Below are 24,707 nucleotides of genomic sequence, written 5' to 3' on the forward strand. Positions count from 1 at the left end.
ATATATAAGCTTTTAATATTATTTTTGAACTCATTTCCAACATTAAAAGTTAACATTTAATCATTTCACCCGATTTCATTGCAGCAGCTTCCATTCGAGTGTGGATTTAGCGCTTCTCGTCATGCAGAAATCATCAACTTAAGGTAAGATAGAGGGATTGCATCCCAAACTGAGAAATAGAGATATGGAAGCTGAACTGATTGAAATTAAAAATTTTCTCGCACAGTATCCGCCTTTTGACGAGCTTCCCGATGAAACCCTCGATAATGTCACTCGTCATGTCGAGATTTCATACTTCAGAGAAGATACCCCTATCATCCACTTTGGCGATCACATCACTGATCTCTACATGGTTCGAAGTGGCGTGGTTGAGGTATACCGACGTAAAGGTGAGTTGTATAACCGCCTCGACCAAGGCGCTATCTTTGGACAAATGGGGTTATTAACGAATAACAAAGTACGCTTTCCCGTAAAAGCGATTGAAGACACGCTCGTTTACTGCATTCCAGAACAAGTGTTTCAAGAGCTGTATGAAGAGCACGACTCATTCGCAGACTATGTCGAAGTAGAAAACAGCGCTCGCCTGCGTCAAGCAGTGTCAAGTACTCAAGAAGAGAATGATCTCACGACCTCAAAAGTTCGCACTTTGATCACTCGAGAAGCACCATTTATCGATAAAAATGAGAGTATTCAAAACTCAGCGATAAAAATGGCGGAAGAGAACATTTCCGCGCTGTTGGTTATGGATCCAGAGATAGAGGAAGACGAAGAGCAAGACAGCAGCTCTCTGATTGGTATTATCACCGATCGAGATTTATGTACTCGCGTATTAGCCCAAGGTCTGGACCCTCATGATGAAGTCGCTTCAGTGATGACCACTGAACTGCTTTCCCTCGATCACAACGCGTATGTGTATGAAGCCATGCTTAAAATGCTGCGCTATAACGTTCACCACTTACCCGTACTGAAAAATAAAAAGCCGATCGGTATTATTGAAACCAGTGACATCGTTCGTTATGAATCACAAAGTTCACTGCTTTTAGTCAGCAGTATTTTCCAACAGCATTCGATTGAAGAACTTTCTGCACTCTCCGAGCAGGTCAAAGACAGCTTCGTCCGTTTGGTCAATGAAGACGCGAACTCGCACATGGTAGGCAGCGCGATGTCGGTGATTGGACGCAGTTTTAAGCAGCGCATCATTGAATTAGCCGAAGAAGAATTAGGCGCAGCGCCTATCCCATATTGCTTCCTTGCTCTTGGCTCAATGGGACGAGACGAGCAATTACTGGTGACCGATCAAGACAATGCCATTATTCTCGATGACAGCTATGACCCAGAAAAACATGGCGAGTATTTTGAAAAATTTTCCAAAATCATTTGTGATGGGTTAGATAAATGCGGCTACGCGTATTGCACCGGTGATATCATGGCGACCAACCCAACTTGGCGTATGACACGCCGAGAATGGGAAGAATGTTTCGCTGATTGGATTGATGATCCGAATCCAAAAGCCTTGCTCAATGCGTCTATCTTCTTTGATCTCGATGGGGTTTACGGACGCCTAAAATGGGCAGAGCAACTGAATGGTTTTATCGTTCGCCGTTCACGTCGTAATAACCGATTCTTGGCTTGTTTGGCACGCAATGCCCTCAACCGAACCCCACCTCTCGGATTCTTTAAAAGCTTCGTAATGGAAAAAGATGGTCGTCATAATAACTCAATCAACTTGAAACGTCGCGGTACTGCGCCACTGGCCGATTTGATTCGTGTTCATGCTTTGGCAGTTGGCTCTCGCTCGCGCAACTCATTCGAACGCCTCGATGACATTATTGATGCGGGCATTTTACCGAAAGGGAAAGCCGAAGACATTCGCGATGCCCTTGAATTTATCTCTATGGTACGTATTCGCCACCAAGCTTACGATGTCGAAAACAGTATCGAACCCGATAACAATATCGAGCCAGAGCATCTGTCGGATTTTGAACGCCGCAACCTGAAAGATGCCTTTCAGATCCTGAGTAATGCACAAAACTTTTTAAAGTACCGCTATCAAGCGGGTAAAAAATTGTAAGAGAGAACGAATATGTTCAAACGACACGTCGCCTCTCCTGCGATTGATTGGGAGCACAAGTTTCAACAAAAGCTGAAGCTGGTTAAAAACCCTCAGCTACAATCCTTTTATCAAGCTGGAGTTCAAGCTGGCGATACGCCAATCGAAGATGTTGTCTTTTTGGCAATGGATTTTGAGACAACCGGGCTCAACGCCAAGGAAGATGAAATCCTGACGATTGGTACCGTGCCATTTACATTAAATCGCATATTTTTAAATAAGGCCAAGCACTGGACAGTGCGTCCTCGTCGCCAACTCGAAGAAGACTCAGTGGTTATCCATGGGATTACGCATAGTGATATTTTGGATGCACCAGACTTTGAGGATATCTATGCAGATGTGCTAGCAGAGATGAGCGGTAAAATTTTAGTGGTTCATTACCATCAGATTGAGCGAAAGTTTCTCGACCGAGCACTAAAGTCACGCGTGAAAGAAGGCATTGAATTTCCTGTTGTCGATACGCTGGCTCTTGAAAGTATGGTTCAAAAGAAGGTAAATGGCGGATTGCTTAATCGCCTCAAAGGAAAGCGTCCTCAATCAGTGCGATTAGGTCAAAGCCGGACACGTTATTGCTTGCCCGCTTATACTCCACATCACGCTCTGACGGACGCAATCGCGACCGCAGAACTGCTGCAAGCACAAATCGCGTATAACTATGACAAGCAAGAGCCATTGAAGAACTTCTGGTTATAGTGACCATTCCGTTATCTTAATATACCGACAAAAAAAGGAGCCAATTGGCTCCTTTTTTATCTTCATGATCAGCTTAGCTGCGATCTTCGGTGCTCATCCCTTTAATCAAACTGACACACATCAGTAGTAGCACAAAGGTAAATGGCAATGCCGTTGAAATCGCGCCGGCTTGTAGTGCTTGAATCGCTTCAGTACCACCTACCCATAGCAAGGCAATCGCAATCGCCCCTTCCATCAACGCCCAGAAAATACGTTGTGGTACAGGCGCATCCATTTTACCGCCAGCGGTAATGCTATCGATAACCATAGAGCCCGAGTCAGAAGAGGTAATAAAGAATACCAACACTAGGATAATCGCAATGGTTGATAGAATCGCGCCGTAAGGCAGTACATCAAACATTTCAAACATGGCAAGCGAAACGTCTGTGAGGCCTTGAGTTCCTAGAGCCCCGACTTTATCAGCAACTTGTTCGATCGCTAAACCGCCGAATACCGACATCCAAACCACCGTTACCAGCGTTGGAACAATCAGTACGGCTGTCATGAATTCACGAACAGTACGACCTTTTGAGACGCGAGCGATGAAGGTACCAACAAATGGTGACCATGAAATCCACCAAGCCCAGTAAAATACCGTCCAGCCTTGGAACCATGCCTCGTCTTCACGGCCATGTGGATTACTTAGCGGAATAATATTTTCAACATACGCTGTGATTGTGGTTGGAATAGATCCAAATGTGACAGCGTAACCAATAAGAGCAACCAACACTAGAAGCAAGAATGCCACGATCATGTTGATGTTACTGATAACTTTCACACCACCATCAAGACCACGAATAACAGACACCGTGGCGAGTAGAGTCACACCAATAATAACAATCACTTGCAAGCCAAGACCTGAGTCCAAGCCAAACACGTGGTGAATACCACTGGCTGCTTGTTGTGCACCAAGCCCCAATGATGTTGCCAAGCCAAACAGTGTTGCGAGAACCGCCAGGATATCGACAATATGGCCAGCCCAACCCCACGCTTTATCACCTAAAATAGGGTAAAAGATTGAACGGATAGAGAGTGGAAGGCCTTTGTTATAAGCAAAAAATGCCAAAGATAACGCAACAACGCCATAGATAGCCCAAGGGTGAAGACCCCAGTGATACATCGTTGCGCCAAGAGCAAGCTTCGCAGCTTCCGGAGTGTTCGCTTCTACGTTAAGTGGTGTTTCATACCACCCTGTGAAGTAAGCAACAGGCTCAGCAACACTCCAGAACATCAAGCCGATACCCATGCCCGCCGCGAACAACATCGCCAGCCATGACATGAAAGAGAAATCGGCAGTGGCCTCTTTGCCACCAAGTCGAATTTTACCAAATGGCGATACGATCAGCGCCAAACAGAAAATTACAAAGATATTCCCTGCCCAGATAAACAACCAATCAAAAGCACCGATAATGCTCCACTTAATGCCATCTAATGCGGTTTTAGTGTCATGAGGGTCGAGAAACATCGCGGCTAATAAAAATAAGCCAATCAAACCTGCACTGATCCCAAACACAGGGTTATGAACATCAAACCCCCACTTTTGTACGTTATCTTGACCGACTGTGTAGTCGGTACTGTCGATACTGTACTTATCTATACCTTTCGTCATGCATCCTCTCTGATAAACATTTCCTGGTGACTCGTCATATCGTCTAATAATGTTTAGTACAAAAATCATTCAACAATGATAAAATTGATGAGCCCGAATACAAATTCGACAGATAGTTTACATTTTATGAATTAATAATCCAGCAAATGATTAATAAACAACCAAAAAACTTAAATAATTAGGTTCAAGCGCACAAATATTAACCATATAACTTAGATGGATATTAAACCATATGGTTCGAATACAAATCTTTTTACTTACGTTCAATTATTCGTAGTCAAAATAAAATTTATTAGCACGTAAATATCACTGCGATTTATACTTTAAATGGCAGTTAATTTCCGGTATGTTCGCGTCAGTCATTGTATACAACCTCAAAAATCGTTGGGAAATTAGTTTGGAAAAACACGAAGAAGTCTTGGTCGCCATCCGCCAAATCATTAGAGCGATAGATCTACACTCGAAGAAACTGAGTAAAGAGTCTGGGTTGACTGGACCTCAGTTGATCCTAATGCGTTCAATTCGTGAGCTTGGTCAGGTCACCATTAAAGAGTTATCAAAGAACACCAATATGAGCCAAGCAACCGCCACAACGATTCTTGATAGGCTTGAGCGCAATGAGCTAGTACAGCGCATTCGTAGCCAAACGGATAAGCGTAAAGTTCATGCGCATTTGACGGATAAAGGTAGAACACTGTTAGAAGAAGCGCCGCTGCCACTTCAACACAGCTTTGTGAATAATTTCCAAAAGCTCGAAGAGTGGGAGCAATCACTGCTGCTTTCATCAGTGCAAAGAATTTCTTCTATGATGAATGCGGAAGATTATGACGTTGCGCCTATGCTGGAAATTGGCAGTATTACCACATCTGAATACAAAAGCTAGCCAGCGCGAATAAACAATAGATACAAAAAAACCGAGCGGCCAACGCTCGGTTTTTTTGTATTTAAACACTGATAAAGGACTAAGGTGTGGTCAGCCAAGCATAATAATTTGTTGAACCGTAGCCTATCATCGCCCCATCAAGATATAAGATGGATATCACGACAAATAAGAGCAGAAAGATAAAATTGAAGTATTTTACCCGCTTTCGTTGACGAACTTGATGTTTTGAGTAACTCAGGCCCTGAAGTACTGCGACAGCAAAAGGGTAAATAAACAGCATTCCTAGCAGCATCCAAGATAACGTGAGTAGTACGTCATCCAACATGTGTTTTCCTTGCCGATTAAGGTTGGTTAATACGCTATCAAAGTTTGCGCTGCAGCAATGAGACACTTGGGTATTTATCCTTTATCAGCCTATTTTGTCGAACTGCACATGCCTCAGTCGAACTGCACATGCCTCAATCGCCCTCAGACTGCTCTATTTGTTTTCTAGAGCCATAAAAAAACCGAGCGGTTAAGCTCGGTTTTTAAAATGAAAACACTTTAGACGTGATTATTCTTCGTCACTTTCTGCGTCGTCATCTTGTTGCGTTGGTTGCTCTGGTGTTTGAGTGGCATCTTGTTGAACATCTGATTCAACTTCGCTCCCCTCCTCTGCCAACGCTTCAAGGTCAGCCTCTTCGACTTCTTCAATGCGTTGTAAGCCAACCACTTTTTCGTCTTCAGCAGTACGAATCAAAGTAACGCCTTGCGTATTACGCCCAACTTGGCTTACTTCAGAAACGCGAGTTCGCACTAATGTACCCGCGTTGGTGATCATCATAAACTCATCACCCTCGTCCGCTTGAATCGCTCCAACAACACTGCCGTTACGTTCAGAGACTTTGATAGAAACGACGCCTTGAGTACCACGGCCTTTGGTTGGATATTCAGCCAGCGCAGTACGCTTCCCGTAACCATTTTCAGTCACAGTCAGTACATCGCCTTCGGTGGCAGGAACAATCAGTGATACCACTTTATCGTCACCCGCAAGCTTCATACCACGAACACCTGAAGCGGTACGTCCCATAGGACGAACACCTTTGAACTTAATTTCCGGATTACCGTCTTCATCAAGAACAGGCGTGCCATCTTCGTTAAGCACAGGGATCTCTTCTGCTTCTTTAAAGCGAACAACTTTACCCGCTTTCGAGAACAACATGATTTCATTTTCACCTGAGGTGATATCCACACCAATCAATGAATCTTCATCACGGAGGTTCAAAGCAATCAGACCATTAGAGCGAACATTAGCGAATTGGTCGAGCGATGTTTTCTTCACAGTACCATCAGCGGTCGCCATAAAGATAAACTTATCTTCTGAATATTCGTCTACGCGAAGAATCGCGGTAATACGTTCGTTTTCTTCGAGAGGAAGAATATTAACGATAGGTTTACCACGCGCAGTACGCGTTGCATGTGGTAATTGATAGACTTTAAGACGATAAGTTTTACCGCGTGTTGAGAAGCAAAGAATATTATCATGCGTATTGGCCACCAATAAGCGCTCAATGTAGTCTTCGTCTTTCATGCGCGTCGCGCTCTTACCTTTACCGCCGCGACGTTGAGATTCATAGTCGCTCAGTAATTGGTATTTCACGTAACCTTCGTGAGAGAGCGTTACGACAACGTCCTCACGAGCAATTAGCTCTTCTAAGTCAATATCATGGGTCGCAGCAGTGATTTCTGTACGACGTGCATCACCGTAACCGTCTCGAATATACTCAAGCTCTTCACGAATGACTTCCATCAAACGCTCAGTGCTGGCAAGAATGTGCATTAGCTCTGCAATCTCATCCAACAGTTGCTTGTATTCATCTAGGATTTTTTCATGTTCTAGACCAGTTAAACGGTGTAGACGAAGCTCAAGAATCGCTTGTGCTTGTTGTTCGGTAAGGAAGTATTGGCCGTCACGAATACCATATTCTGGCTCTAACCACTCAGGACGCGCAGCATCAGTACCAGCACGTTCAAGCATTGCAGCAACGTTACCAAGGTTCCAACCGCGAGCAATCAAACCCGCTTTGGCTTCTGCTGGGGTTGGCGCTTGACGAATCAGTTCAATAATTTCATCAATGTTGGCCAACGCAAGGGCTAAGCCTTCAAGAATATGCGCACGCTCACGCGCTTTACGCAATTCGAAAATAGTACGGCGAGTCACCACTTCACGACGGTGGTCGACGAAGCATTTCAGCATGTCTTTTAGATTAAACAGCTGAGGCTGTCCATCATTCAGCGCAACCATGTTGATACCAAACGTGGTTTGCAACTGTGTATTTGCGTAGAGGTTATTCAGAACCACTTCGCCGACAGCATCACGCTTACATTCGATAACAATGCGCATACCTTCTTTATCAGATTCATCACGTAAAGCACTGATACCTTCAACGCGTTTGTCTTTCACAAGTTCCGCGATTTTTTCAATCAAGCGAGCCTTGTTTACCTGATAAGGAATTTCGGTAACGATAATGGTTTCACGACCATTCTTGTCTGTTTCGATGTCCGCTTTTGAACGCATGTAAACTTTGCCGCGGCCAGTTTTGTATGCGTCAATGATACCTTTACGACCACTGATCAACGCCGCGGTCGGGAAATCCGGCCCCGGAATATATTCCATCAACTCGTCGATGGTAACATCTTCGTTATCAATGTATGCCAAGCAACCATCAATGACTTCACCTAAGTTATGAGGTGGAATATTGGTTGCCATACCTACTGCGATACCGGACGCACCGTTAACCAATAGGTTTGGAATTTTGGTTGGAAGAACTTCTGGAATTTGCTCAGTACCGTCATAGTTCGGTACATAGTCGACTGTTTCTTTGTCTAGGTCAGCCAACAACTCGTGGGCAATTTTTGCCATTCGAACTTCGGTATAACGCATCGCCGCGGCGGAGTCGCCATCGATGGAACCGAAGTTACCTTGACCGTCGACCAGCATATAACGAAGTGAGAACGGTTGAGCCATACGTACGATGGTGTCGTACACAGCACTATCACCGTGGGGGTGATATTTACCGATTACGTCGCCGACAACACGGGCTGATTTTTTATATGCTTTGTTCCAATCGTTACCTAATACATTCATCGCGAACAACACGCGGCGATGCACCGGTTTTAGACCATCACGCACATCAGGAAGAGCACGACCCACGATAACGGACATCGCATAGTCAAGGTACGAACCTCTTAGCTCATCTTCAATGTTGACGGGCGTGATCTCTCTAGCTAGATCGCTCATAGAGCCAATATCCCTCTATAGTTTCGTATATATAATACGTTTAAGGTGCAAAAATATAACACACATTTATGGTGTGCGGCATCACTTTCCCTACGCTTTTATCAGGTTGTGAGGTTGGTTGTGAATCAACTGACGACAAATTGCACATTATCCAATTATCCCTCTGATAAATGGTTACATTTTAGCCATTAATAGCAAAAATTTTTCAAATAGTGGTGCCTGGTCGCCTAACGAGTATAATGCGTTTTAATTTCATGGAAGCGGTTTTACTCCAGGTAGAAGATATGACTCAAGCAAAGAACGTCGATCCAAGCGAGATCAAAAAATTCGAAGACATGGCCTCACGTTGGTGGGATCTCGAAGGAGAATTTAAGCCTTTACATCAGATAAACCCACTGCGTCTTAATTATGTCCTAGAACGTGCTCACGGCTTATTCGGCAAAAAAGTGCTCGATGTCGGATGTGGCGGCGGCATTTTGTCAGAAAGTATGGCAAAAGAAGGCGCCATCGTCACGGGACTGGATATGGGTAAAGAGCCGCTTGAGGTTGCGAGACTTCACGCATTGGAAACAGGAACCAAACTCGACTATATCCAAAGTACAATCGAAGAGCATGCCGCTCAAAATCCGCAGGCCTATGATCTTGTGACCTGCATGGAAATGATCGAACACGTGCCTGATCCTGAATCGGTTATTCAAGCATGTTCTGCTTTAGTTAAACCCGGTGGACATGTGTTTTTCTCTACCCTCAACCGAAACTTTAAATCGTATCTTTTCGCGATTGTCGGCGCCGAGAAATTGCTGAAGATTGTCCCTGAAGGCACACATGATCATGACAAGTTTCTTAAGCCTTCCGAACTATTAAAAATGGTCGATCGTGCAGACCTTCATGCCATGGGTATAAAAGGTTTGCATTATAACCCACTGACCGATACTTACTCGTTAGGTCAAAAAGTCGACGTAAACTACATTGTTCATACTCTCAAGCAGCTTTAATTAGAACGGCTGTACAATAAAAAGGCAATAGCACAAAGCCATTGCCTTTTTTAGTTTATAAACGTTAGTTCGTGCGCTCTGTTCCACTTTTTTTGAGGCAAAATTAAACGCTTTTTGGGAGCGACTTTTGACTTAAAGATCAAGAAATTTTTTTTTGTTCTTGGTTAGGAAAAATACAATATTAAACATGCCAAATTCTCCCGCCTACAGCCACCTTTTGTTATCGGTTAGTATCTACTTACTGTTTTTTTTAAATTTGTCACTTATCCACAAGTCATCCAAGATCTTCACCTTGAAATAGCCTGCCAATAGCACTATCTTGTAACCCGAAAGCAGAGATACCCCTATATCTTGTGTTTTCAACACAAAGCATTGAGTCACTTTGATCACAAAGCCGCCAGAGAATTTACAAGAATTACATAAAAACACGGCTTTAATCAGTTTTGTTAGGGAAATGAAGCAGAATGAACCAACAACTAACCGTCACTAAGCGTGATGGACGTAAAGAAAAAATCGATCTTGATAAGATCCATCGCGTTATCACATGGGCTGCAGAAGACCTAGATAATGTTTCAGTCTCTCAAGTCGAATTAAAAGCTCACATCCAGTTTTATGATGGTATTACCACTTCTGATATCCACGAAACCATCATCAAATCTGCAGCAGACCTTATCTCTGAAGATACGCCAGACTACCAATATCTGGCGGCGCGTCTTGCGGTTTTTCATCTGCGTAAGAAAGCGTATGGCGAATATGAGCCGCCTGCTCTGTTTGATCACGTTACTCGTCTTGTTGATATGGGCAAATACGATAAGCACCTTCTTGAGGATTATACGCCACAGGAATTTGCAGAGCTTGATCGCCACATTGACCACAAACGCGATTTGAACTTTTCTTACGCTGCGGTAAAACAGCTAGAAGGTAAATACTTCGTTCAAAACCGTGTGTCTGGACAAATCTATGAAAGTGCCCAGTTCTTATACATTCTGGTGGCCGCTTGCTTGTTCGCTAAATATCCAAAAGAGACACGACTAGAATACATCAAGCGTTTCTATGATGCGGCATCGACGTTCAAGATCTCTCTTCCAACGCCAATTATGTCTGGTGTGCGTACGCCAACACGTCAATTTAGCTCGTGTGTATTGATTGAATGTGGTGACAGCCTTGATTCGATTAACGCAACGGCAAGTTCAATTGTCCGTTACGTATCACAGCGTGCAGGTATCGGTATCAATGCCGGTCGTATTCGCGCATTGGGCTCTGAAATTCGCGGCGGTGAAGCCTTCCACACAGGCTGTATCCCTTTTTACAAATATTTCCAAACCGCTGTAAAATGTTGTTCTCAAGGTGGTGTCCGCGGTGGTGCTGCCACTGTGTTTTACCCAATGTGGCATGGCGAAGTTCAGTCGCTATTGGTGCTTAAAAACAATCGCGGTGTAGAAGAAAACCGTGTACGCCACATGGACTATGGTGTTCAACTGAATAAGCTCATGTATAACCGCTTAGTCAAAGGCGGCAACATCACTCTATTCTCACCATCAGATGTGCCTGGCCTTTACGATGCATTCTTTGAAGACCAAGAAGAATTTGAGCGTTTGTATGTGAAATACGAAAACGATCCATCGATCAAGAAAGAAAGCGTTAAAGCCGTTGAATTATTCTCACTACTGATGCAAGAGCGCGCGTCAACCGGTCGTATCTACATCCAAAACGTTGACCACTGTAATACTCACAGTCCGTTTGATTCAACCGTTGCACCGGTTCGTCAATCAAATCTTTGTCTCGAAATTGCGTTGCCAACCAAGCCGTTAAGCAATGTTGAAGACGAAACGGGTGAAATCGCACTGTGCACCTTGTCTGCATTTAACTTGGGTGCAATTGAATCCCTCGATGATTTTGAAGAGCTGTCCGATCTTGTCGTCCGTGCACTTGATGCCCTTTTAGATTATCAAGACTACCCTCTACCCGCTGCGTATCGCTCAACCATGAATCGCCGCACATTGGGTGTCGGTGTGATTAACTACGCTTACTACTTAGCGAAAAATGGCGTGAAATACTCAGATGGTAGCGCAAATGGTCTCACTCACCGCACATTTGAAGCAATGCAGTACTACTTGCTTAAAGCGTCGGTTGAACTGGCAAAAGAGCAAGGCCGTTGCCCATCGTTCCATGAGACTAACTACGCGAAAGGTCTGCTACCGATCGATACTTACAAAGCGGACTTAGACTCTATTTGTAATGAACCGCTTCATTACGATTGGGATGCACTGCGCGAAGAGATCATGGAGTACGGTCTGCGTAACTCAACATTGACCGCATTAATGCCTTCTGAAACATCATCACAAATCTCCAATGCCACCAATGGCATCGAGCCTCCTCGTGGTTATGTGTCAGTTAAAGCCTCTAAAGATGGTATTTTGAAGCAAGTGGTTCCTGAGTACGCGCAGTACAAAGAAAATTATGAACTACTATGGAACATCGGCTCGAATGATGGCTACTTGCATCTTGTCGGTATTATGCAGAAGTTTGTTGACCAATCTATCTCTGCAAATACCAACTACGATCCAAGCCGTTACGAAACGGGCAAAGTGCCGATGAAGAAACTGCTCCAAGATCTTCTTACTGCGTATAAATTTGGTGTGAAGACTCTTTACTACCATAACACTCGTGATGGTGCTCAAGACGACCAAAAAGATGCTGTTGAAGCAGCAGACGACGATTGCGCAGGCGGCGGTTGTAAGATCTAACCACTGACTTAATACACCTCCAGTAAAAATAGATAGACTGCCCCTTGATCATTCAAGGGGCTTAAAGGATTGAGGCAAATGGCTTACAGTACTTTCAACAGAAATAAAAATGACCAACTCAAAGAACCTATGTTTCTTGGTCAATCCGTTAACGTGGCACGTTACGACCAACAAAAATATGAAATTTTTGAAAAGCTGATTGAAAAACAGCTTTCGTTCTTTTGGCGTCCAGAAGAAGTCGACGTATCAAGTGACCGTATTGACTACAATAAGTTGCCGGATCACGAGAAGCATATCTTCATCTCCAACCTGAAGTATCAAACACTACTCGACTCCATTCAGGGCCGTAGCCCTAACGTTGCATTACTGCCGTTAGTCTCGCTGCCTGAAGTGGAAACATGGATTGAAACTTGGTCATTCTCTGAGACCATTCACTCTCGTTCATACACCCACATCATTCGTAACATAGTGAACGATCCGGGTGTGGTATTTGATGATATCGTCGAGAATGATCATATTCTAAAGCGTGCCAAAGACATTGCGCACTTTTATGACGACTTGATTCAAGCCACAAACGACTACCATCGCTACGGTGAAGGGACACATACCCTAAACGGTGAAACGGTTTCTGTTACTTTGCACGACCTTAAGAAAAAGCTTTATTTATGCTTGATGTCGGTAAACGCCCTAGAAGCGATTCGTTTTTACGTCAGCTTCGCTTGTTCTTTTGCTTTTGCCGAACGCGAACTGATGGAAGGTAACGCGAAAATCATCAAGCTTATTGCTCGTGATGAAGCGCTGCACCTGACAGGCACTCAGCACATGATTAACCTGCTACGTAACGGTCAAGATGACTTCTCTTTCATTCAAGTCGCGGAAGAGTGTAAAGACGCTTGTTTTGATCTGTTTAAAGAAGCCGCTGAGCAGGAAAAAGAGTGGGCAGAATATTTGTTTAAAGATGGTTCGATGATCGGCTTGAATAAAGATATTCTCAGCCAATACGTTGAATATATCACTAACGTACGTATGCAAGCGGTCGGACTGCCTGCAGCCTACCCTGAATCGAAATCGAATCCGATTCCTTGGATCAACGCTTGGTTGTCTTCTGACAACGTTCAAGTTGCACCACAAGAGGCTGAAATCAGCTCTTACCTTGTTGGCCAAATCGACAATGAAGTCAGCGCTGATGACTTTGGAGATTTTGAACTGTAATGCCTGACATAAAGATCAATCGTATCACACATATTCAGACTAACCCGTCGGATACCTTGCTTGAAACTATGGAGAAAGCGGGGCTAGAGCCTGAATATAACTGCCGGGACGGCCATTGCGGCGCATGTAAATGTCGTATCGTTTCAGGCGAAGTGGAGTACATTGGTTTTGCAATGGCTTACACTCAACAAGATGAAATTTTGCCCTGCATATGCCGGGCAAAAACGGATATCGAACTTGAAGATGTCGTCTACAAACTCAAGATAAAAAGTGCATAATTATGCACAAATAAAAAGCCAGCATCATTAGCTGGCTTTTGTCATATAACCCCCAGATAAAAACGCCTCAGCTGTTAAATCTGACACCGCCTTCTCACCAATCGCTCGGCCATCATCGTCAAATAAGGAAAGCAGGTAACCATTATATTCTGTGAAGTCTTGCTCTTCTGGCGCATTCCACCACAACGAAATGAGATCGGTACTTTCTGTGCCAACTGCCTCTCCCAAAACAAATTTTTGCTTAGCTATTTGGTAACAAACTACAATTTTTGATTGATGAAACATGCCAGTCTCCTTTGACACCACGCTTTACGAAATATCAGTTTAAGTCGAATTTCGTGAAAAGAAAGTGCACAAATAAGACTGAATGAATGCTTCCATTAAAAATCATTCATTTAAGCTATAGACGGATTTGGCATAAGAAATAAATACCAGACAGCCCCCGAAATAAGCTCAATAATCATTCACTTATTATTCATATCACCAAATAGAAAAGTTGACAAATCACGCTTTATCACTAAGCACACATTTAACTTTCGAGCACTTGCCTTGGCACAAACATTTCCTTATCTCGAGTGAGTGAGCTGTAAGGTACAAACATGGCTTTTCCTGATAAGTAACGGCGCAACATGTCACCAGCGACTGTAGAAATCACTTCTTTCTGCTCTGCATCGTTATAGCGACGTTTAAAGGTCAATGTTTGCCCCCACTCGCCTTCTGGTGCAGCAAGCCCTATTGAAAACTGCCCGTCGGTGACTTTACCTGTCGCGATAGCAAGATTGGTAGAACATTTATCTTTGGTTGCCCCTGCTAAGGCAAAAATTGCTGCAAGCGGGTCATTATCCGATTCTCCAACATCAATATGGTCACCCAGAATCCAACCATGTGCGCAGAGTTTACTGGCATTGTCATTGGAATGTAGCCAATTGGATAACCAACCTTTCGTTGATTGCTCAGCCACAGCGACCGATGCCTGACGTTCAGTGAGCAAAAGACCAAGGTGATCAATCATTGGTTCATCAACACTTACCACGTGTTGCTCAATCAATTTAAAAATGACGTTCAGTACTTTAATTCTTCGTTCTAAATCATTGGCGGGGCCAAAAAGCTTCACTTGGATAAACGGCAGGTAAGAGCGATAGCCCAGCATATACCCCTTGGGTAACTCGACTTTATCCAATTTGTCCGAGAGCGCGGATTCTGAAGTGCCGAAGGTATATAAGCGGCTGCACTCTTGCCCTGCATTATCAGGATGCTGCTTTTGGATATCAGGCAATACCAGTGTTTCCACCATGAGCTTAAACTCACTCGGAACACCTGGCGTAAAATACAAGTCACACTCATTCAAACGCAATTTGAACCCACATGCCGTTCCTATTGGGTTATCGATCATTTCCGAGCCTTCAGGAAGCATGGCTTGTTTTTTATTACTCTCAGGCATCGGCAAGCCACGACCAGCAAAAAACGCCTCAAGTTTTTTTAGCCAATCGCTTTGCAATACAAGCGGTTTTTCAGAAGCGAGAGCGGCCGCTTGCGCACTTAAGTCATCACTCGTCGGTCCAAGCCCACCATTTACGATCACCACATCAGAATTAAAACTTAGCATCAATAACTCTTCGACCAATGCTGTCATTTGGTCCCCGACTGTCGAACGTTTGACTAACTCAAACCCGGACTCAAAAAACAGTTCAGACAACCAAGAGGCATTGGTATCAACGATATCGCCGTGAAGAACTTCTTCGCCGGTACTGAGCATCGCTATTTTCAGCATATATGTTTCCTTATGTGGAAATTTGTTATTGATTTCTCGTGACGAAGTCAATCTAAATCAAACTATTAGCAATTATCCATTTTCAGCACTAGTGTTTCTTATTTGGAACAGTGGTTTGTTTCCAATCATCTATCTTTAATGGGATAATTTTATCTTTACTGGTCTACATCATGGAGCGTTGAGTGTATATAAAAAGCATCGCGGCTCTGATAACCTGTTTTTCTACTTGTAGTTACGCTGTAAGCAGTTTATCACCCCTAACCAGCGAATTACCCTATCAGGACAATAACAAACAAGCGTTTACGATGGTAGCGTCTCCATCATCACACTTGAATTTATTACCAGATGGCTACGTCATTGATGAGGTTAATTATACAAGCAATCCCCATGCCTTAATGCTCTCTCAGGCTGCTTTGACCTTCGATGACACCAAGCCGCTGCCCAGATATCTCGACGCATCCAATCAAAAAGATTGGGATTATTTACTCGGTCAAACCTACACCATCCTCGGTTTAAGTGTTGTCACCGCAGCGACCATGACACTGTTGCCAGAATCCATCACTAAGTGGGATAAAGAATCACGAAGCCTTAAGGGATTGGGTAAAAAGTGGAAAGATCATGTAACCGAAGGCCCCGTATGGGATAGAGATGAACACATCCTTAACTACGTCATGCACCCCTACTTCGGCGGCGTGTACTATACCGCCGCGAGGCACTCTGGGTTTAATGAGTTTGAATCATTTCTATACTCAGCCACCATGTCCACATTCTTTTGGGAATACGGTGTAGAAGCCTTCGCAGAAGTCCCTTCTTGGCAAGATATTTTCATCACACCATTTCTTGGCTCGGTTGTCGGAGAAATGATGTTTGAGGCCGAACAAAGCATTGTTATGTCAGGTGGTGAGGTTTGGGGGTCTGAGACCATGGGCGATATTAGTTTGTTTTTCTTAAATCCGGTTGGGCACATTCACGGCTGGGTGTCGAGCGCTTGGGGTGGCAGCGCAGAGTTTCAGTTTGTCAATACGCCTTACTTTGGAAACCACTCTGCAGCATCTTACGCGGCAGAATCTGGCGCACGATACGATTCTGTATTTTATGGTGCCCAGTTAAAAATTACTTTTTAACCCCCCTCTTCAAACGCAATGCTTCCGGTATAATTTTGCCGCTGTTTTGTGTTTCACTTTTAATATTAACTTGTTGCGAACATGATTAATGCCAAAAATTGACCTATATCAAACGTTAATTACGTTAAGATCCTACACTTAGGTCAACACAAACTACCAGCAATTGCTCGCAGTTAGGAGGCAACCATGAACAGTACTTTTATCGTCAATTTCTCCGGAAAAGCAACGCCCGCTACAATTAAACAATTGGCTGCAATTACTCATGAGAACGGAGGAAAATGGCTGATCAGTAAAGTCAACTTTATTGATGACCAAGTTGCCGCCGTAATTAAAGTCGAACTCCCAACTCACAATGAGGAGACGGTAAAACAGGCATTTCAGTCTACGCCAGACCTATTGGTCCAATTCACGAATACCGAACTTCACGCCCATAACGCGGATGTGATTTACCAAATTCGTATTGATGCCAATGATCGCGCAGGTATCGTCAACGAGATAACCCACGTCCTTGATAACCAAGGAATCAACATTCTCGACATGGATTGCCAGCGAGTGTTTCTCGCCGGTGGCGGTGGTGTCAGTTCAAGTCTTTTTACTGCCTCTATGGCGATCAAAATCCCAACCAATGTCAAAATTGAGGATGTGGTAAAAGAGCTTGAGTCTTTGAGCGAAGATACCAAGGTGATGCTGGATGCTTAATTAAAGTACGCCTACCCCCACACTATTTCGCATGGGAAGCCAACTGGCTTCCCATTTTTTATCTTAAACTTTTGAATCAGCTAACAGTGTTGCATATAAAACTCGCAGAATCGTTATAGTGAACCAAACTTAAGTTGGATAGAAAGTTCATGCATAACAACCATATCAAGCCATGAACTCAACGTTGGTAAGGTGCTAAGGGTTTCACTATGTTAAAGCTCAAAAATATAAGTGTGAGTTATAAACTCGCGACGATGCTCGTTGCTTGCATCATTGGCTCTCTCATTTTGCTCGCGATTGCCGCGACGACATTAAAAAATAGCCTGCTGGCAGAACGCGAGGCAAGATTGGATGCCGTACTAAGCGCAACGATGTCACAGATACAACTGCTGGAAAAAACACTCCCACCCGCAGAAGCAAAAGAACAAGCAAAGGCACTGATCACCGCTTTGCGCTATGGCAAATCAAACTATGTCTTTGTCATTAATGAGCAGCGCCATGCTATTGTCCATCCGATAAAACCAGAGCTCGAAGGCAAACAAATGGGCAACAACGGCGAACGCTTTTGGGCAGAGATGGTCAACCAAGGAAAGAACGGCCAGTCAGGAAAGCTTACTTACCTATGGAAAACCGCGAAAGGCACACCAGCCGATAAGCTCTCATTGGTTAAAGGCTTTGCGCCTTGGGGGTGGATAATCGGCAGCGGCATGCTGCTTGACGACGTCGACGCGGCTATCACCCAACAAATCATAAAAATGGGTATCGTGACCATTATCTTGGTTATTTTAATGGCTATCCTCGGCGTGTTTATCAGTCGTACAATCACGGTTCCACTCGAAATGATCAAACACACCATGAAGCAAATCGCAGCTGGCGATTTAACTGCGAAGATCCCAATCACAGGGAAGGATGAAATTGGCATTGTAGCCGAGCGTATCAATACGAGTGTTGAATCGGTTCGTAAGGCGTTAATTGAATCGGTTCACTCCGCCACCGAGGTTTCTGAAGCGGCGGTAAGGATTGCTAGCTCAGCCGAAGAAACCAGTACCTCAGTCACAAGCCAAAGAGACCAGCTTAATCAATTAGCTACCGCTATGAATGAAATGAGTGCAACCGTAGCCGATGTGGCACAACATGCCGAAGATACCGCACGAGACACCAAAGAAGCCACCAGCGAAGCTGGTCTTGGTAATCGAGATGTACACTCAAGTGTTGATAGCATTCGCGCGCTTTCTAATGAACTTTCTAATGCTTCCGAACAAGTCAACAAGCTCAAAGAAGGTGTCATGGAAATCAGCGAAGTCACCAATGTGATCAGTGGAATTTCAGAGCAAACAAATTTATTAGCTCTTAACGCAGCCATCGAAGCCGCTCGTGCCGGAGAGCAAGGACGTGGCTTTGCGGTTGTCGCTGACGAGGTTCGAAACTTAGCGAGCCGAACCCATCACTCCACAGATGAAATTCAAACCACGATAAACCGGTTACAACAGCTCGCACTAACGACGGCTAAAGCGATGGAAAAAAGCCAGTCTCTGGCGCAGGACAGTGTCGAGCGCTCTGAACGAGCAGGAACGGACCTATCTATGATTGTCAGCCACATAGAGCACGTCAGTGATAAATCTACACAAATTGCCACCGCTGCGGAAGAACAAAGCTCTGTTGCAGAAGAAATGAATCGTAACGTAAGTGGTATCAATGATTCAGCATTAGAAATGTCTTCAGCAGCACGCTACCTCGCTGAAGAAAGTGAAAAACTCGCGGGTTTGTCTCGGCAGTTGGATGAGCGTTTACTCAAGTTCAATTTGTAATACGGCATCATGATCCGTAAAGGTTTACCGTGAATCTTAGAGCGGGTGAATCAAAAAAGAGCAGCTTTGCTGCTCTTTTATCATTTGTCGATAATTTACTTCACCGACCATTGAGAGAGAGAACGTTTGAAGTCGCTATAATCAAACTCGTTCAGTTTTTGAATATCACCATTTGAGCGTTCACAATACACAGAAGGCATTTTCAAACCATTAAACCAATTGAGTTTCACCATGGTGTAACCTGCACTATCGAGAAGGTGCAGCTTCTGACCAATCTCTAGCTCTTGCTCAAAGTTGGCGATACAGAATTGGTCCCCTGCTAAGCATGAACAAGAGCCAATCACGTATTGATGAGCCCCTTGCTCACTGGCTTCCAACACAGACGCAGGTTCATTGTAAATAAGCGTATCCAATCGGTGTGCTTCGGTCGCCGAATCGACAATCGCTGTTTTCATACCATTTTCGACAATATCCACAACCGTAACCACGAGATCAGTCGTTTTGGTAATGATCGCCTCGCCTGGTTCTAGGTAAAGCTGTACACCATGTTTATCGGCGAAGGTTTTCAATGCCGCGCCAAGCTTTTCGATATTGTAACCTGGCCAGGTGAAAAAGACCCCACCACCTAAGCTGACCCAGTCCAATTTATCAAGGTGTTGACCAAATCGCTCAGAGATAGCATCAAGCAACGTAATAAATGCATCGACGTCTTTGTTCTCGCAGTTCATGTGAAACATCACGCCATCAATGGAATCAAACACGTCATCATCAATATGGTCAGCTTGCACGCCCAAACGTGAAAACTGGCGCGCAGGGTTAGCGAGATCTTGCCCAGCATAACTCACTCCCGGATTTAACCGTAAACCAACCGATGCTTTGCCTTCAATAATATGACGATAAGCCGCCAATTGAGACTGAGAATTAAAGATCATTTTGTCACAAATATCAGCGACTTCACGGACGTCTTCTTCGCTATAGCCCACACTGTAAGCGTGAGTCTCTCCGCCAAACGTTTCGTACCCAAGTTTGACTTCATAAGGACCACTACTGGTTGTACCATCAAGATAAGGCTTGATGATGTCAAAGACGCCCCAAGTCGAAAAGCATTTCAAGGCCAGAACCAGTTTCACACCGGATATGTCTTTTAACTGCTGGGCCTTTTCGAGGTTGGCGATAAGCTTATCTTCATCGATCATGAAGTAAGGCGTTTTTAATTCGCTTTTTTGCATTGTCATTAACCATTTAAAATCGAACAAAGCCGATACTTTCGCATCGGCTTAGAGATATTGATGTCGTCGCTGGTATCGCGTTATTTAAGAATTTGAATGTCCGGCTGTCCGACTTCAAGTTCTTGTACATGCCAATCCAAACCAATTTCCGGCATGGTTTCAAGGAATGGGTCAGGATCAAGTTGTTCCATGTTGAACACACCTTTATCCGCCCATTTACCGCGGAAGAATTGAAGCGCTGCAGTAATAGCGGGAACACCCGTTGTGTACGAAATCGCCTGATGTTCGACATCCTCGTACGCCACTTCATGATCCGCATTGTTATAGATGAACACGCTGCGCGCTTTGCCATCTTTTGTCCCTTGAACCCAAGTCCCGATACAGGTTTTACCCGTATAACCCGGCGCTAACGACGTCGGATCAGGCAATAAGGCTTTCAATACATGTAACGGCTGAACCACGGTACCGTCATGAAGCGTTAGTGGTTCTGGGCTAAGCAAACCGATATCACGCATGCAGTTAAAGTAATTTAGGTATTTATCACCAAATCCCATCCAAAACTCAATGCGTTTGGCGGGAATAAACTCTTTCATCGAACGTACTTCATCGTGTGCCATTGAGTAGACTTTATGTTTACCAACAAGCGGAAAGTCAAACTCTAGCATACGCGAATGGCAAGGCACTTGCTTCCATTCACCATGATCCCAATAGAAAGAATCCCCTTGGATCTCTAACATATTCGTTTCAGGGTCAAAGTTGGTCGCAAACTTCTTGCCGTGATCGCCCGCATTGACGTCCATCACATCAATGGTATCGATATCGTCAAATAAATGCTTCACAGCATAGGCAGCAAATACACTAACCACACCTGGATCGAACCCGGCACCAAGAATCCCTGTAATGCCGGCTTGCTCGAACTTTTCGCGGTATCCCCACTGCCAATCATACGCTTGAGGAACCTGTTGACCTTCAGAGCAAAGGTCGACCGCAACCGACGTATCCAAGTAGGAGACTTTCGCTTGGTAACACGCTTCCATAATCGACATATTGACCCAAGGAGGGCCTGCATTAATCACTAAATCCGGTTGAACCTCTTTAATAAGAGCAACCAGTGCCTCGACGTCATCAGCATTAACAGATCGAGCTTCGAGTTTTTTCGATGGATCTTTTAAGTTGTTTTTGTTTTGGATCGATTCAATGATTTTTTCACATTTCGCCACGGTGCGAGATGCGAGTACAATATCACCTAAAACATCATTATTTTGCGCCGCTTTATGCGCAACAACCCAACCGACACCACCGGCACCAATTTGAAGAATCGCCATTATTCTTTCCCTTATTCGGCTAGCTCAACCGCTAGCTGGTTAATTTCTGTTAGTAGTTTTTCAAAGTCTGCCAATGTTAAGCAAGGATTCAAAATCGTAAACTTAAGCGCCGAGTGTCCATCAACCGTCGTCTCACCCAGTACTGCCACTCCTCGAACCAAGGCTTCAATTCGAACTTTTTGGTTTAACTGGTCGATATCCATCCCCGTCGTTGTCACCGTTGAGCGGAAAAGTACCGTGGACAATGATGGCTCAGACAACAATTCGAAACCCTGATGGTTACGAACCAAATTTGCCACGTCTTGTGTTTGGCTTAAGAGATGGTCGTACATCTCTCCCAACGTATGAGGCCCGACGCTCTGCATGGTCATGAACACTTTCAATGCGTCAAAACGCTTGGTTGTCGCAATTGACTTGTCCACTAAATTTGGCAGTTCATCGTGCTCACGATTTAGATAATCAGCGTGGTGAAGCAAAAACTTAAGCACAGCTTTATTCTTAACCAAAAGTGCACCACAACTGATTGTTTGATAGAACAGTTTATGGAAATCTACGCTCACTGAATCGGCACGTTCAATGCCCGCCAAACGCTCTTTATGTTGGCTTAATATCAATGCACCGCCATAAGCGCCATCCACGTGCATCCACATTTGATGCTCAGCGGCAATATCGGCGATCGCATTAAGATCATCAATCGCACCGTGATCAGTAGTGCCTGCGGTACCCACAATGGCAAATGGAATCAATCCTTGCGCTTTTGCGGTCGCAACAACATCGGCCAGGTGTTCAGCTTTCACGGTACCATCGACATTCGCCGGTACCGTAAGAACAGCTTGCTCTCCAAGCCCCATCCAAGAGGCGGACTTTTGCACCGTAAAATGCGCTTTTTCGGAGCACACTATGCGCAGTTTATCCGCGTATTCAGGTAGCCCAAGCTTTTGAATGGAATGACCCGAAAGTGTGTCAGCAATCCAATCACGAGCCAACATCAAACCCATCTGATTACTTTGAGTACCGCCACTGGTAAATACACCGTCGGCGTCAGCGCCAAGCTGGTACTTCGTTGTCAACCAGTTAATGACTTTCTGTTCAACATAGGTTGCAGAAGAGGCTTGATCCCACGAGTCCATAGATTGGTTGAGCGCTGCAATCATCGCTTCTGCCGCGATAGCCGGCATTAATGGCGGCGTATGCAAATGAGCAATGCAATTGGGATGCTGAGTAAATATCGCATTCTTCGCTACCAACTCACTGGTGGAGTCAATCACGTTTTTTAAGCAATCGCTGCTGGCATCAAGACAAACAGCGTTGATCTGCGTTTCCAACAGTTTAGGATCCATACCTGAGTAGGGTTTCTCTACCTGCTCAAACAATTCTTTTAGCGTTTGAGTGGTGTGGTTCATCACGGCAGAAAATTCCGTCGCACCATGTTCACCAGTATGAACAAAGTGCTTTTTCCACTTTGCATTAGGAGACTTCTTTACCAGGTTTCCTCCCGCAGCTAGGATCGCTTCTTTGAACACGCGTAGCGCAAAGTCAATTTGTTCAAAAGAAATGATCATAGGTGGCAAAAAGCGAATAACCGCGCCCTCGCGCCCGCCTTTCTCCACAATCAATCCGCGTTCTAAAGCGCAGCGTTGGATGTTCAGTGTCAACTCACCATCCGCAACAGGTTCACCAAACTTATTGCGTTCTCCATTGGCTTTTTTGATTTCGATGCCAAGCATCAAGCCTTTACCACGTACGTCAGCAATACAGTCCACTTCATCTTGAATTTTTTCAAGCCCCATACGCAAGTACTGGCCAGCAACGTTCGCATGTTCCACAAGCTTGTCGCGCTCAATAATTTCCAGCGCTTTTGCACCAGAAACCATAGCTAACTGATTACCACGGAATGTTCCAGTGTGCTCACCAGGGCGCCATGTGTCGACTTTCTTATTAAAGATCAACATCGACATTGGGAGACCACCACCAATGGCTTTCGATAGGCAGAGAATATCAGGATGGATACCTGACTCTTCATAGGCAAAGTTATAGCCCGTTTTACCCACACCACATTGGATTTCATCAAAAATGAGTAAAATGCCATGTTCATCACAAATGCGACGTAATTCACGTAACCAAAATGCAGGCGCAGGTACCACACCACCCTCACCTTGCACGGGTTCTACGATGATCGCTGCTGGCTTCATAATGCCAGATTCATCATCATTCAACAGGCGGTCGATATAACGAATGCTGGCTTTAGCGCCTTCATCACCACCTAAACCAAACGGACAACGAATATCATATGGAAATGGCATAAAGTGGACATCAGACATCAAACCTGTACGGCGTGATTTGGTGCTCAGGTTACCCATCATCCCCATCGTCCCATTGGTCATTCCGTGGTAAGCACCGCGAAATGCGAACATGGTGTTACGACCTGTCGTTTGCTTCGCTAATTTAATAGCCGCTTCAACTGCATCAGCGCCCGAAGGCCCACAAAACTGAATGGCTGAATCTTTAGCAAACTCTGGAGACAGGAAGGATTTCACCTGTTTAATAAACTTAGTTTTGACTTCAGTTGCGATATCCAACGTTTGATATGGCAGTCCCGAATCTAACTGCTCTTTCAGAGCTTGATTAATTTCTGGATGGTTATAACCCAGAGATAGCGTACCTGCGCCTGCTAAACAGTCCAAAAACACTTGTCCACGAGTATCTTCAACTAGCACACCATACGCTTGCTTAATTGCAATCGGAATTCGGCGTGGGTATGAACGAACTTCAGACTCGTGCTCAGCTTGATCTAAAAGCACCTGATCAGGGGTTAAATCATAAATCCCATCAACGGTTGGGATTTGAGACGAAAAAGGGGTCGCGATATTGTTATCGACTTCAAAGGCTGTGCTCATTATCTGTT

General features: G+C 44.5%; 17 protein-coding genes and 1 pseudogene. 10 read left to right on the plus strand and 8 right to left on the minus strand.

The window, feature by feature from the left end; genetic code table 11:
* Positions 1-184 precede the first annotated feature (184 nt).
* Both ACFFUV_RS04970 and ACFFUV_RS04975 read left to right on the plus strand, forming a co-directional pair.
* Positions 185-2,071 carry a DUF294 nucleotidyltransferase-like domain-containing protein gene (locus ACFFUV_RS04970; RefSeq protein ID WP_390190168.1) on the plus strand — a complete coding sequence of 629 codons (1,887 nt, stop codon included), beginning with the start codon at positions 185-187 and terminating at the stop codon, positions 2,069-2,071.
* 12 nt (positions 2,072-2,083) lie between these two features.
* On the plus strand, positions 2,084-2,803 hold the full coding sequence (locus ACFFUV_RS04975) for a 3'-5' exonuclease (protein ID WP_390190170.1): 720 nt from the start codon (positions 2,084-2,086) through the stop codon (positions 2,801-2,803).
* 73 nt (positions 2,804-2,876) lie between these two features.
* Here ACFFUV_RS04975 and ACFFUV_RS04980 read toward each other — a convergent pair whose 3' ends face one another.
* Complete coding sequence (locus tag ACFFUV_RS04980) at positions 2,877-4,451, minus strand: BCCT family transporter (RefSeq protein ID WP_390190173.1); 1,575 nt, start codon at positions 4,449-4,451, stop codon at positions 2,877-2,879.
* 397 nt (positions 4,452-4,848) lie between these two features.
* Here ACFFUV_RS04980 and ACFFUV_RS04985 point away from each other — a divergent pair, with 397 nt between their 5' ends.
* The gene (locus tag ACFFUV_RS04985; protein ID WP_390190174.1) at positions 4,849-5,334 is read left to right on the plus strand and encodes a MarR family winged helix-turn-helix transcriptional regulator; all 486 of its coding nucleotides are present in this window, start codon (positions 4,849-4,851) and stop codon (positions 5,332-5,334) included.
* A gap of 79 nt (positions 5,335-5,413) precedes the next feature.
* On the opposite strand, the gene ACFFUV_RS04990 is transcribed toward ACFFUV_RS04985, so the two are convergent.
* Both ACFFUV_RS04990 and gyrA read right to left on the minus strand, forming a co-directional pair.
* Positions 5,414-5,659 carry a hypothetical protein gene (locus ACFFUV_RS04990; protein ID WP_390190176.1) on the minus strand — a complete coding sequence of 82 codons (246 nt, stop codon included), beginning with the start codon at positions 5,657-5,659 and terminating at the stop codon, positions 5,414-5,416.
* Between the two features lie 228 nt (positions 5,660-5,887).
* On the minus strand, positions 5,888-8,614 hold the full coding sequence (gene gyrA, locus ACFFUV_RS04995; RefSeq protein ID WP_390190177.1) for a DNA topoisomerase (ATP-hydrolyzing) subunit A: 2,727 nt from the start codon (positions 8,612-8,614) through the stop codon (positions 5,888-5,890).
* Between the two features lie 284 nt (positions 8,615-8,898).
* Between gyrA and ubiG the strand changes: the two genes are divergently transcribed.
* The 4 genes from ubiG (at position 8,899) to yfaE (ending at position 13,846) form a co-directional block, all read left to right on the plus strand.
* Positions 8,899-9,609, plus strand: a complete 711-nt coding sequence (gene ubiG / locus ACFFUV_RS05000; RefSeq protein WP_390191853.1) for a bifunctional 2-polyprenyl-6-hydroxyphenol methylase/3-demethylubiquinol 3-O-methyltransferase UbiG — start codon at positions 8,899-8,901, stop codon at positions 9,607-9,609.
* 464 nt (positions 9,610-10,073) lie between these two features.
* Positions 10,074-12,356 (plus strand): class 1a ribonucleoside-diphosphate reductase subunit alpha, encoded by a 2,283-nt coding sequence (gene nrdA / locus ACFFUV_RS05005; protein ID WP_390190179.1) that lies wholly within the window; start codon positions 10,074-10,076, stop codon positions 12,354-12,356.
* Positions 12,357-12,434: 78 nt separating this feature from the next.
* Positions 12,435-13,568: a class Ia ribonucleoside-diphosphate reductase subunit beta gene (nrdB, locus tag ACFFUV_RS05010; protein WP_390190181.1), complete on the plus strand. Its 1,134-nt coding sequence runs from the start codon at positions 12,435-12,437 to the stop codon at positions 13,566-13,568.
* Positions 13,568-13,846 carry a class I ribonucleotide reductase maintenance protein YfaE gene (yfaE, locus tag ACFFUV_RS05015; protein WP_390190182.1) on the plus strand — a complete coding sequence of 93 codons (279 nt, stop codon included), beginning with the start codon at positions 13,568-13,570 and terminating at the stop codon, positions 13,844-13,846. The genes nrdB and yfaE overlap by 1 nt, the downstream gene beginning before the upstream one ends.
* Before the next feature lie 27 nt (positions 13,847-13,873).
* On the opposite strand, the gene ACFFUV_RS05020 is transcribed toward yfaE, so the two are convergent.
* Together ACFFUV_RS05020 and ACFFUV_RS05025 are read right to left on the minus strand one after the other, a co-directional pair.
* Positions 13,874-14,131, minus strand: coding sequence for a hypothetical protein (locus ACFFUV_RS05020; RefSeq protein ID WP_390190184.1), 258 nt, complete (start codon positions 14,129-14,131; stop codon positions 13,874-13,876).
* Between the two features lie 244 nt (positions 14,132-14,375).
* On the minus strand, positions 14,376-15,617 hold the full coding sequence (locus ACFFUV_RS05025; RefSeq protein WP_390190186.1) for a CinA family nicotinamide mononucleotide deamidase-related protein: 1,242 nt from the start codon (positions 15,615-15,617) through the stop codon (positions 14,376-14,378).
* Between the two features lie 350 nt (positions 15,618-15,967).
* Between ACFFUV_RS05025 and ACFFUV_RS05030 the strand changes: the two are divergent.
* The 3 genes and pseudogenes from ACFFUV_RS05030 to ACFFUV_RS05040 all read left to right on the plus strand — a co-directional run.
* Positions 15,968-16,741 (plus strand): annotated as a pseudogene (locus tag ACFFUV_RS05030) (DUF3943 domain-containing protein); the annotation flags it as partial.
* A gap of 186 nt (positions 16,742-16,927) precedes the next feature.
* On the plus strand, positions 16,928-17,440 hold the full coding sequence (locus ACFFUV_RS05035) for a glycine cleavage system transcriptional repressor (protein ID WP_390190187.1): 513 nt from the start codon (positions 16,928-16,930) through the stop codon (positions 17,438-17,440).
* 209 nt (positions 17,441-17,649) lie between these two features.
* Positions 17,650-19,248, plus strand: coding sequence for a methyl-accepting chemotaxis protein (locus ACFFUV_RS05040; RefSeq protein WP_390190188.1), 1,599 nt, complete (start codon positions 17,650-17,652; stop codon positions 19,246-19,248).
* A gap of 95 nt (positions 19,249-19,343) precedes the next feature.
* On the opposite strand, the gene nspC is transcribed toward ACFFUV_RS05040, so the two are convergent.
* From nspC to ACFFUV_RS05055, 3 genes are all read right to left on the minus strand, one after another.
* The gene (gene nspC / locus ACFFUV_RS05045) at positions 19,344-20,477 is read right to left on the minus strand and encodes a carboxynorspermidine decarboxylase (protein ID WP_390190189.1); all 1,134 of its coding nucleotides are present in this window, start codon (positions 20,475-20,477) and stop codon (positions 19,344-19,346) included.
* 80 nt (positions 20,478-20,557) lie between these two features.
* Positions 20,558-21,802: a carboxynorspermidine synthase gene (locus ACFFUV_RS05050; protein WP_390190190.1), complete on the minus strand. Its 1,245-nt coding sequence runs from the start codon at positions 21,800-21,802 to the stop codon at positions 20,558-20,560.
* Between the two features lie 11 nt (positions 21,803-21,813).
* Positions 21,814-24,699 (minus strand): pyridoxal phosphate-dependent class III aminotransferase, encoded by a 2,886-nt coding sequence (locus ACFFUV_RS05055; protein WP_390190191.1) that lies wholly within the window; start codon positions 24,697-24,699, stop codon positions 21,814-21,816.
* Between the last annotated feature and the right edge of the window lie 8 nt (positions 24,700-24,707).

Source organism: Vibrio olivae (assembly GCF_042428525.1).
In the GTDB taxonomy this organism is placed as follows: Bacteria; Pseudomonadota; Gammaproteobacteria; order Enterobacterales; family Vibrionaceae; genus Vibrio; species Vibrio olivae.

Coding starts and splice junctions, on each gene's coding strand:
- ACFFUV_RS04970 (WP_390190168.1), top strand. CDS start 185: ATGGAAGCTGAACTGATTGAAATTAAAAATTTTCTCGCACAGTATCCG.
- ACFFUV_RS04975 (WP_390190170.1), top strand. CDS start 2,084: ATGTTCAAACGACACGTCGCCTCTCCTGCGATTGATTGGGAGCACAAG.
- ACFFUV_RS04980 (WP_390190173.1), bottom strand. CDS start 4,451: ATGACGAAAGGTATAGATAAGTACAGTATCGACAGTACCGACTACACA.
- ACFFUV_RS04990 (WP_390190176.1), bottom strand. CDS start 5,659: ATGTTGGATGACGTACTACTCACGTTATCTTGGATGCTGCTAGGAATG.
- gyrA (WP_390190177.1), bottom strand. CDS start 8,614: ATGAGCGATCTAGCTAGAGAGATCACGCCCGTCAACATTGAAGATGAG.
- ubiG (WP_390191853.1), top strand. CDS start 8,899: ATGACTCAAGCAAAGAACGTCGATCCAAGCGAGATCAAAAAATTCGAA.
- nrdA (WP_390190179.1), top strand. CDS start 10,074: ATGAACCAACAACTAACCGTCACTAAGCGTGATGGACGTAAAGAAAAA.
- nrdB (WP_390190181.1), top strand. CDS start 12,435: ATGGCTTACAGTACTTTCAACAGAAATAAAAATGACCAACTCAAAGAA.
- yfaE (WP_390190182.1), top strand. CDS start 13,568: ATGCCTGACATAAAGATCAATCGTATCACACATATTCAGACTAACCCG.
- ACFFUV_RS05020 (WP_390190184.1), bottom strand. CDS start 14,131: ATGTTTCATCAATCAAAAATTGTAGTTTGTTACCAAATAGCTAAGCAA.
- ACFFUV_RS05025 (WP_390190186.1), bottom strand. CDS start 15,617: ATGCTGAAAATAGCGATGCTCAGTACCGGCGAAGAAGTTCTTCACGGC.
- ACFFUV_RS05035 (WP_390190187.1), top strand. CDS start 16,928: ATGAACAGTACTTTTATCGTCAATTTCTCCGGAAAAGCAACGCCCGCT.
- ACFFUV_RS05040 (WP_390190188.1), top strand. CDS start 17,650: ATGTTAAAGCTCAAAAATATAAGTGTGAGTTATAAACTCGCGACGATG.
- nspC (WP_390190189.1), bottom strand. CDS start 20,477: ATGCAAAAAAGCGAATTAAAAACGCCTTACTTCATGATCGATGAAGAT.
- ACFFUV_RS05050 (WP_390190190.1), bottom strand. CDS start 21,802: ATGGCGATTCTTCAAATTGGTGCCGGTGGTGTCGGTTGGGTTGTTGCG.
- ACFFUV_RS05055 (WP_390190191.1), bottom strand. CDS start 24,699: ATGAGCACAGCCTTTGAAGTCGATAACAATATCGCGACCCCTTTTTCG.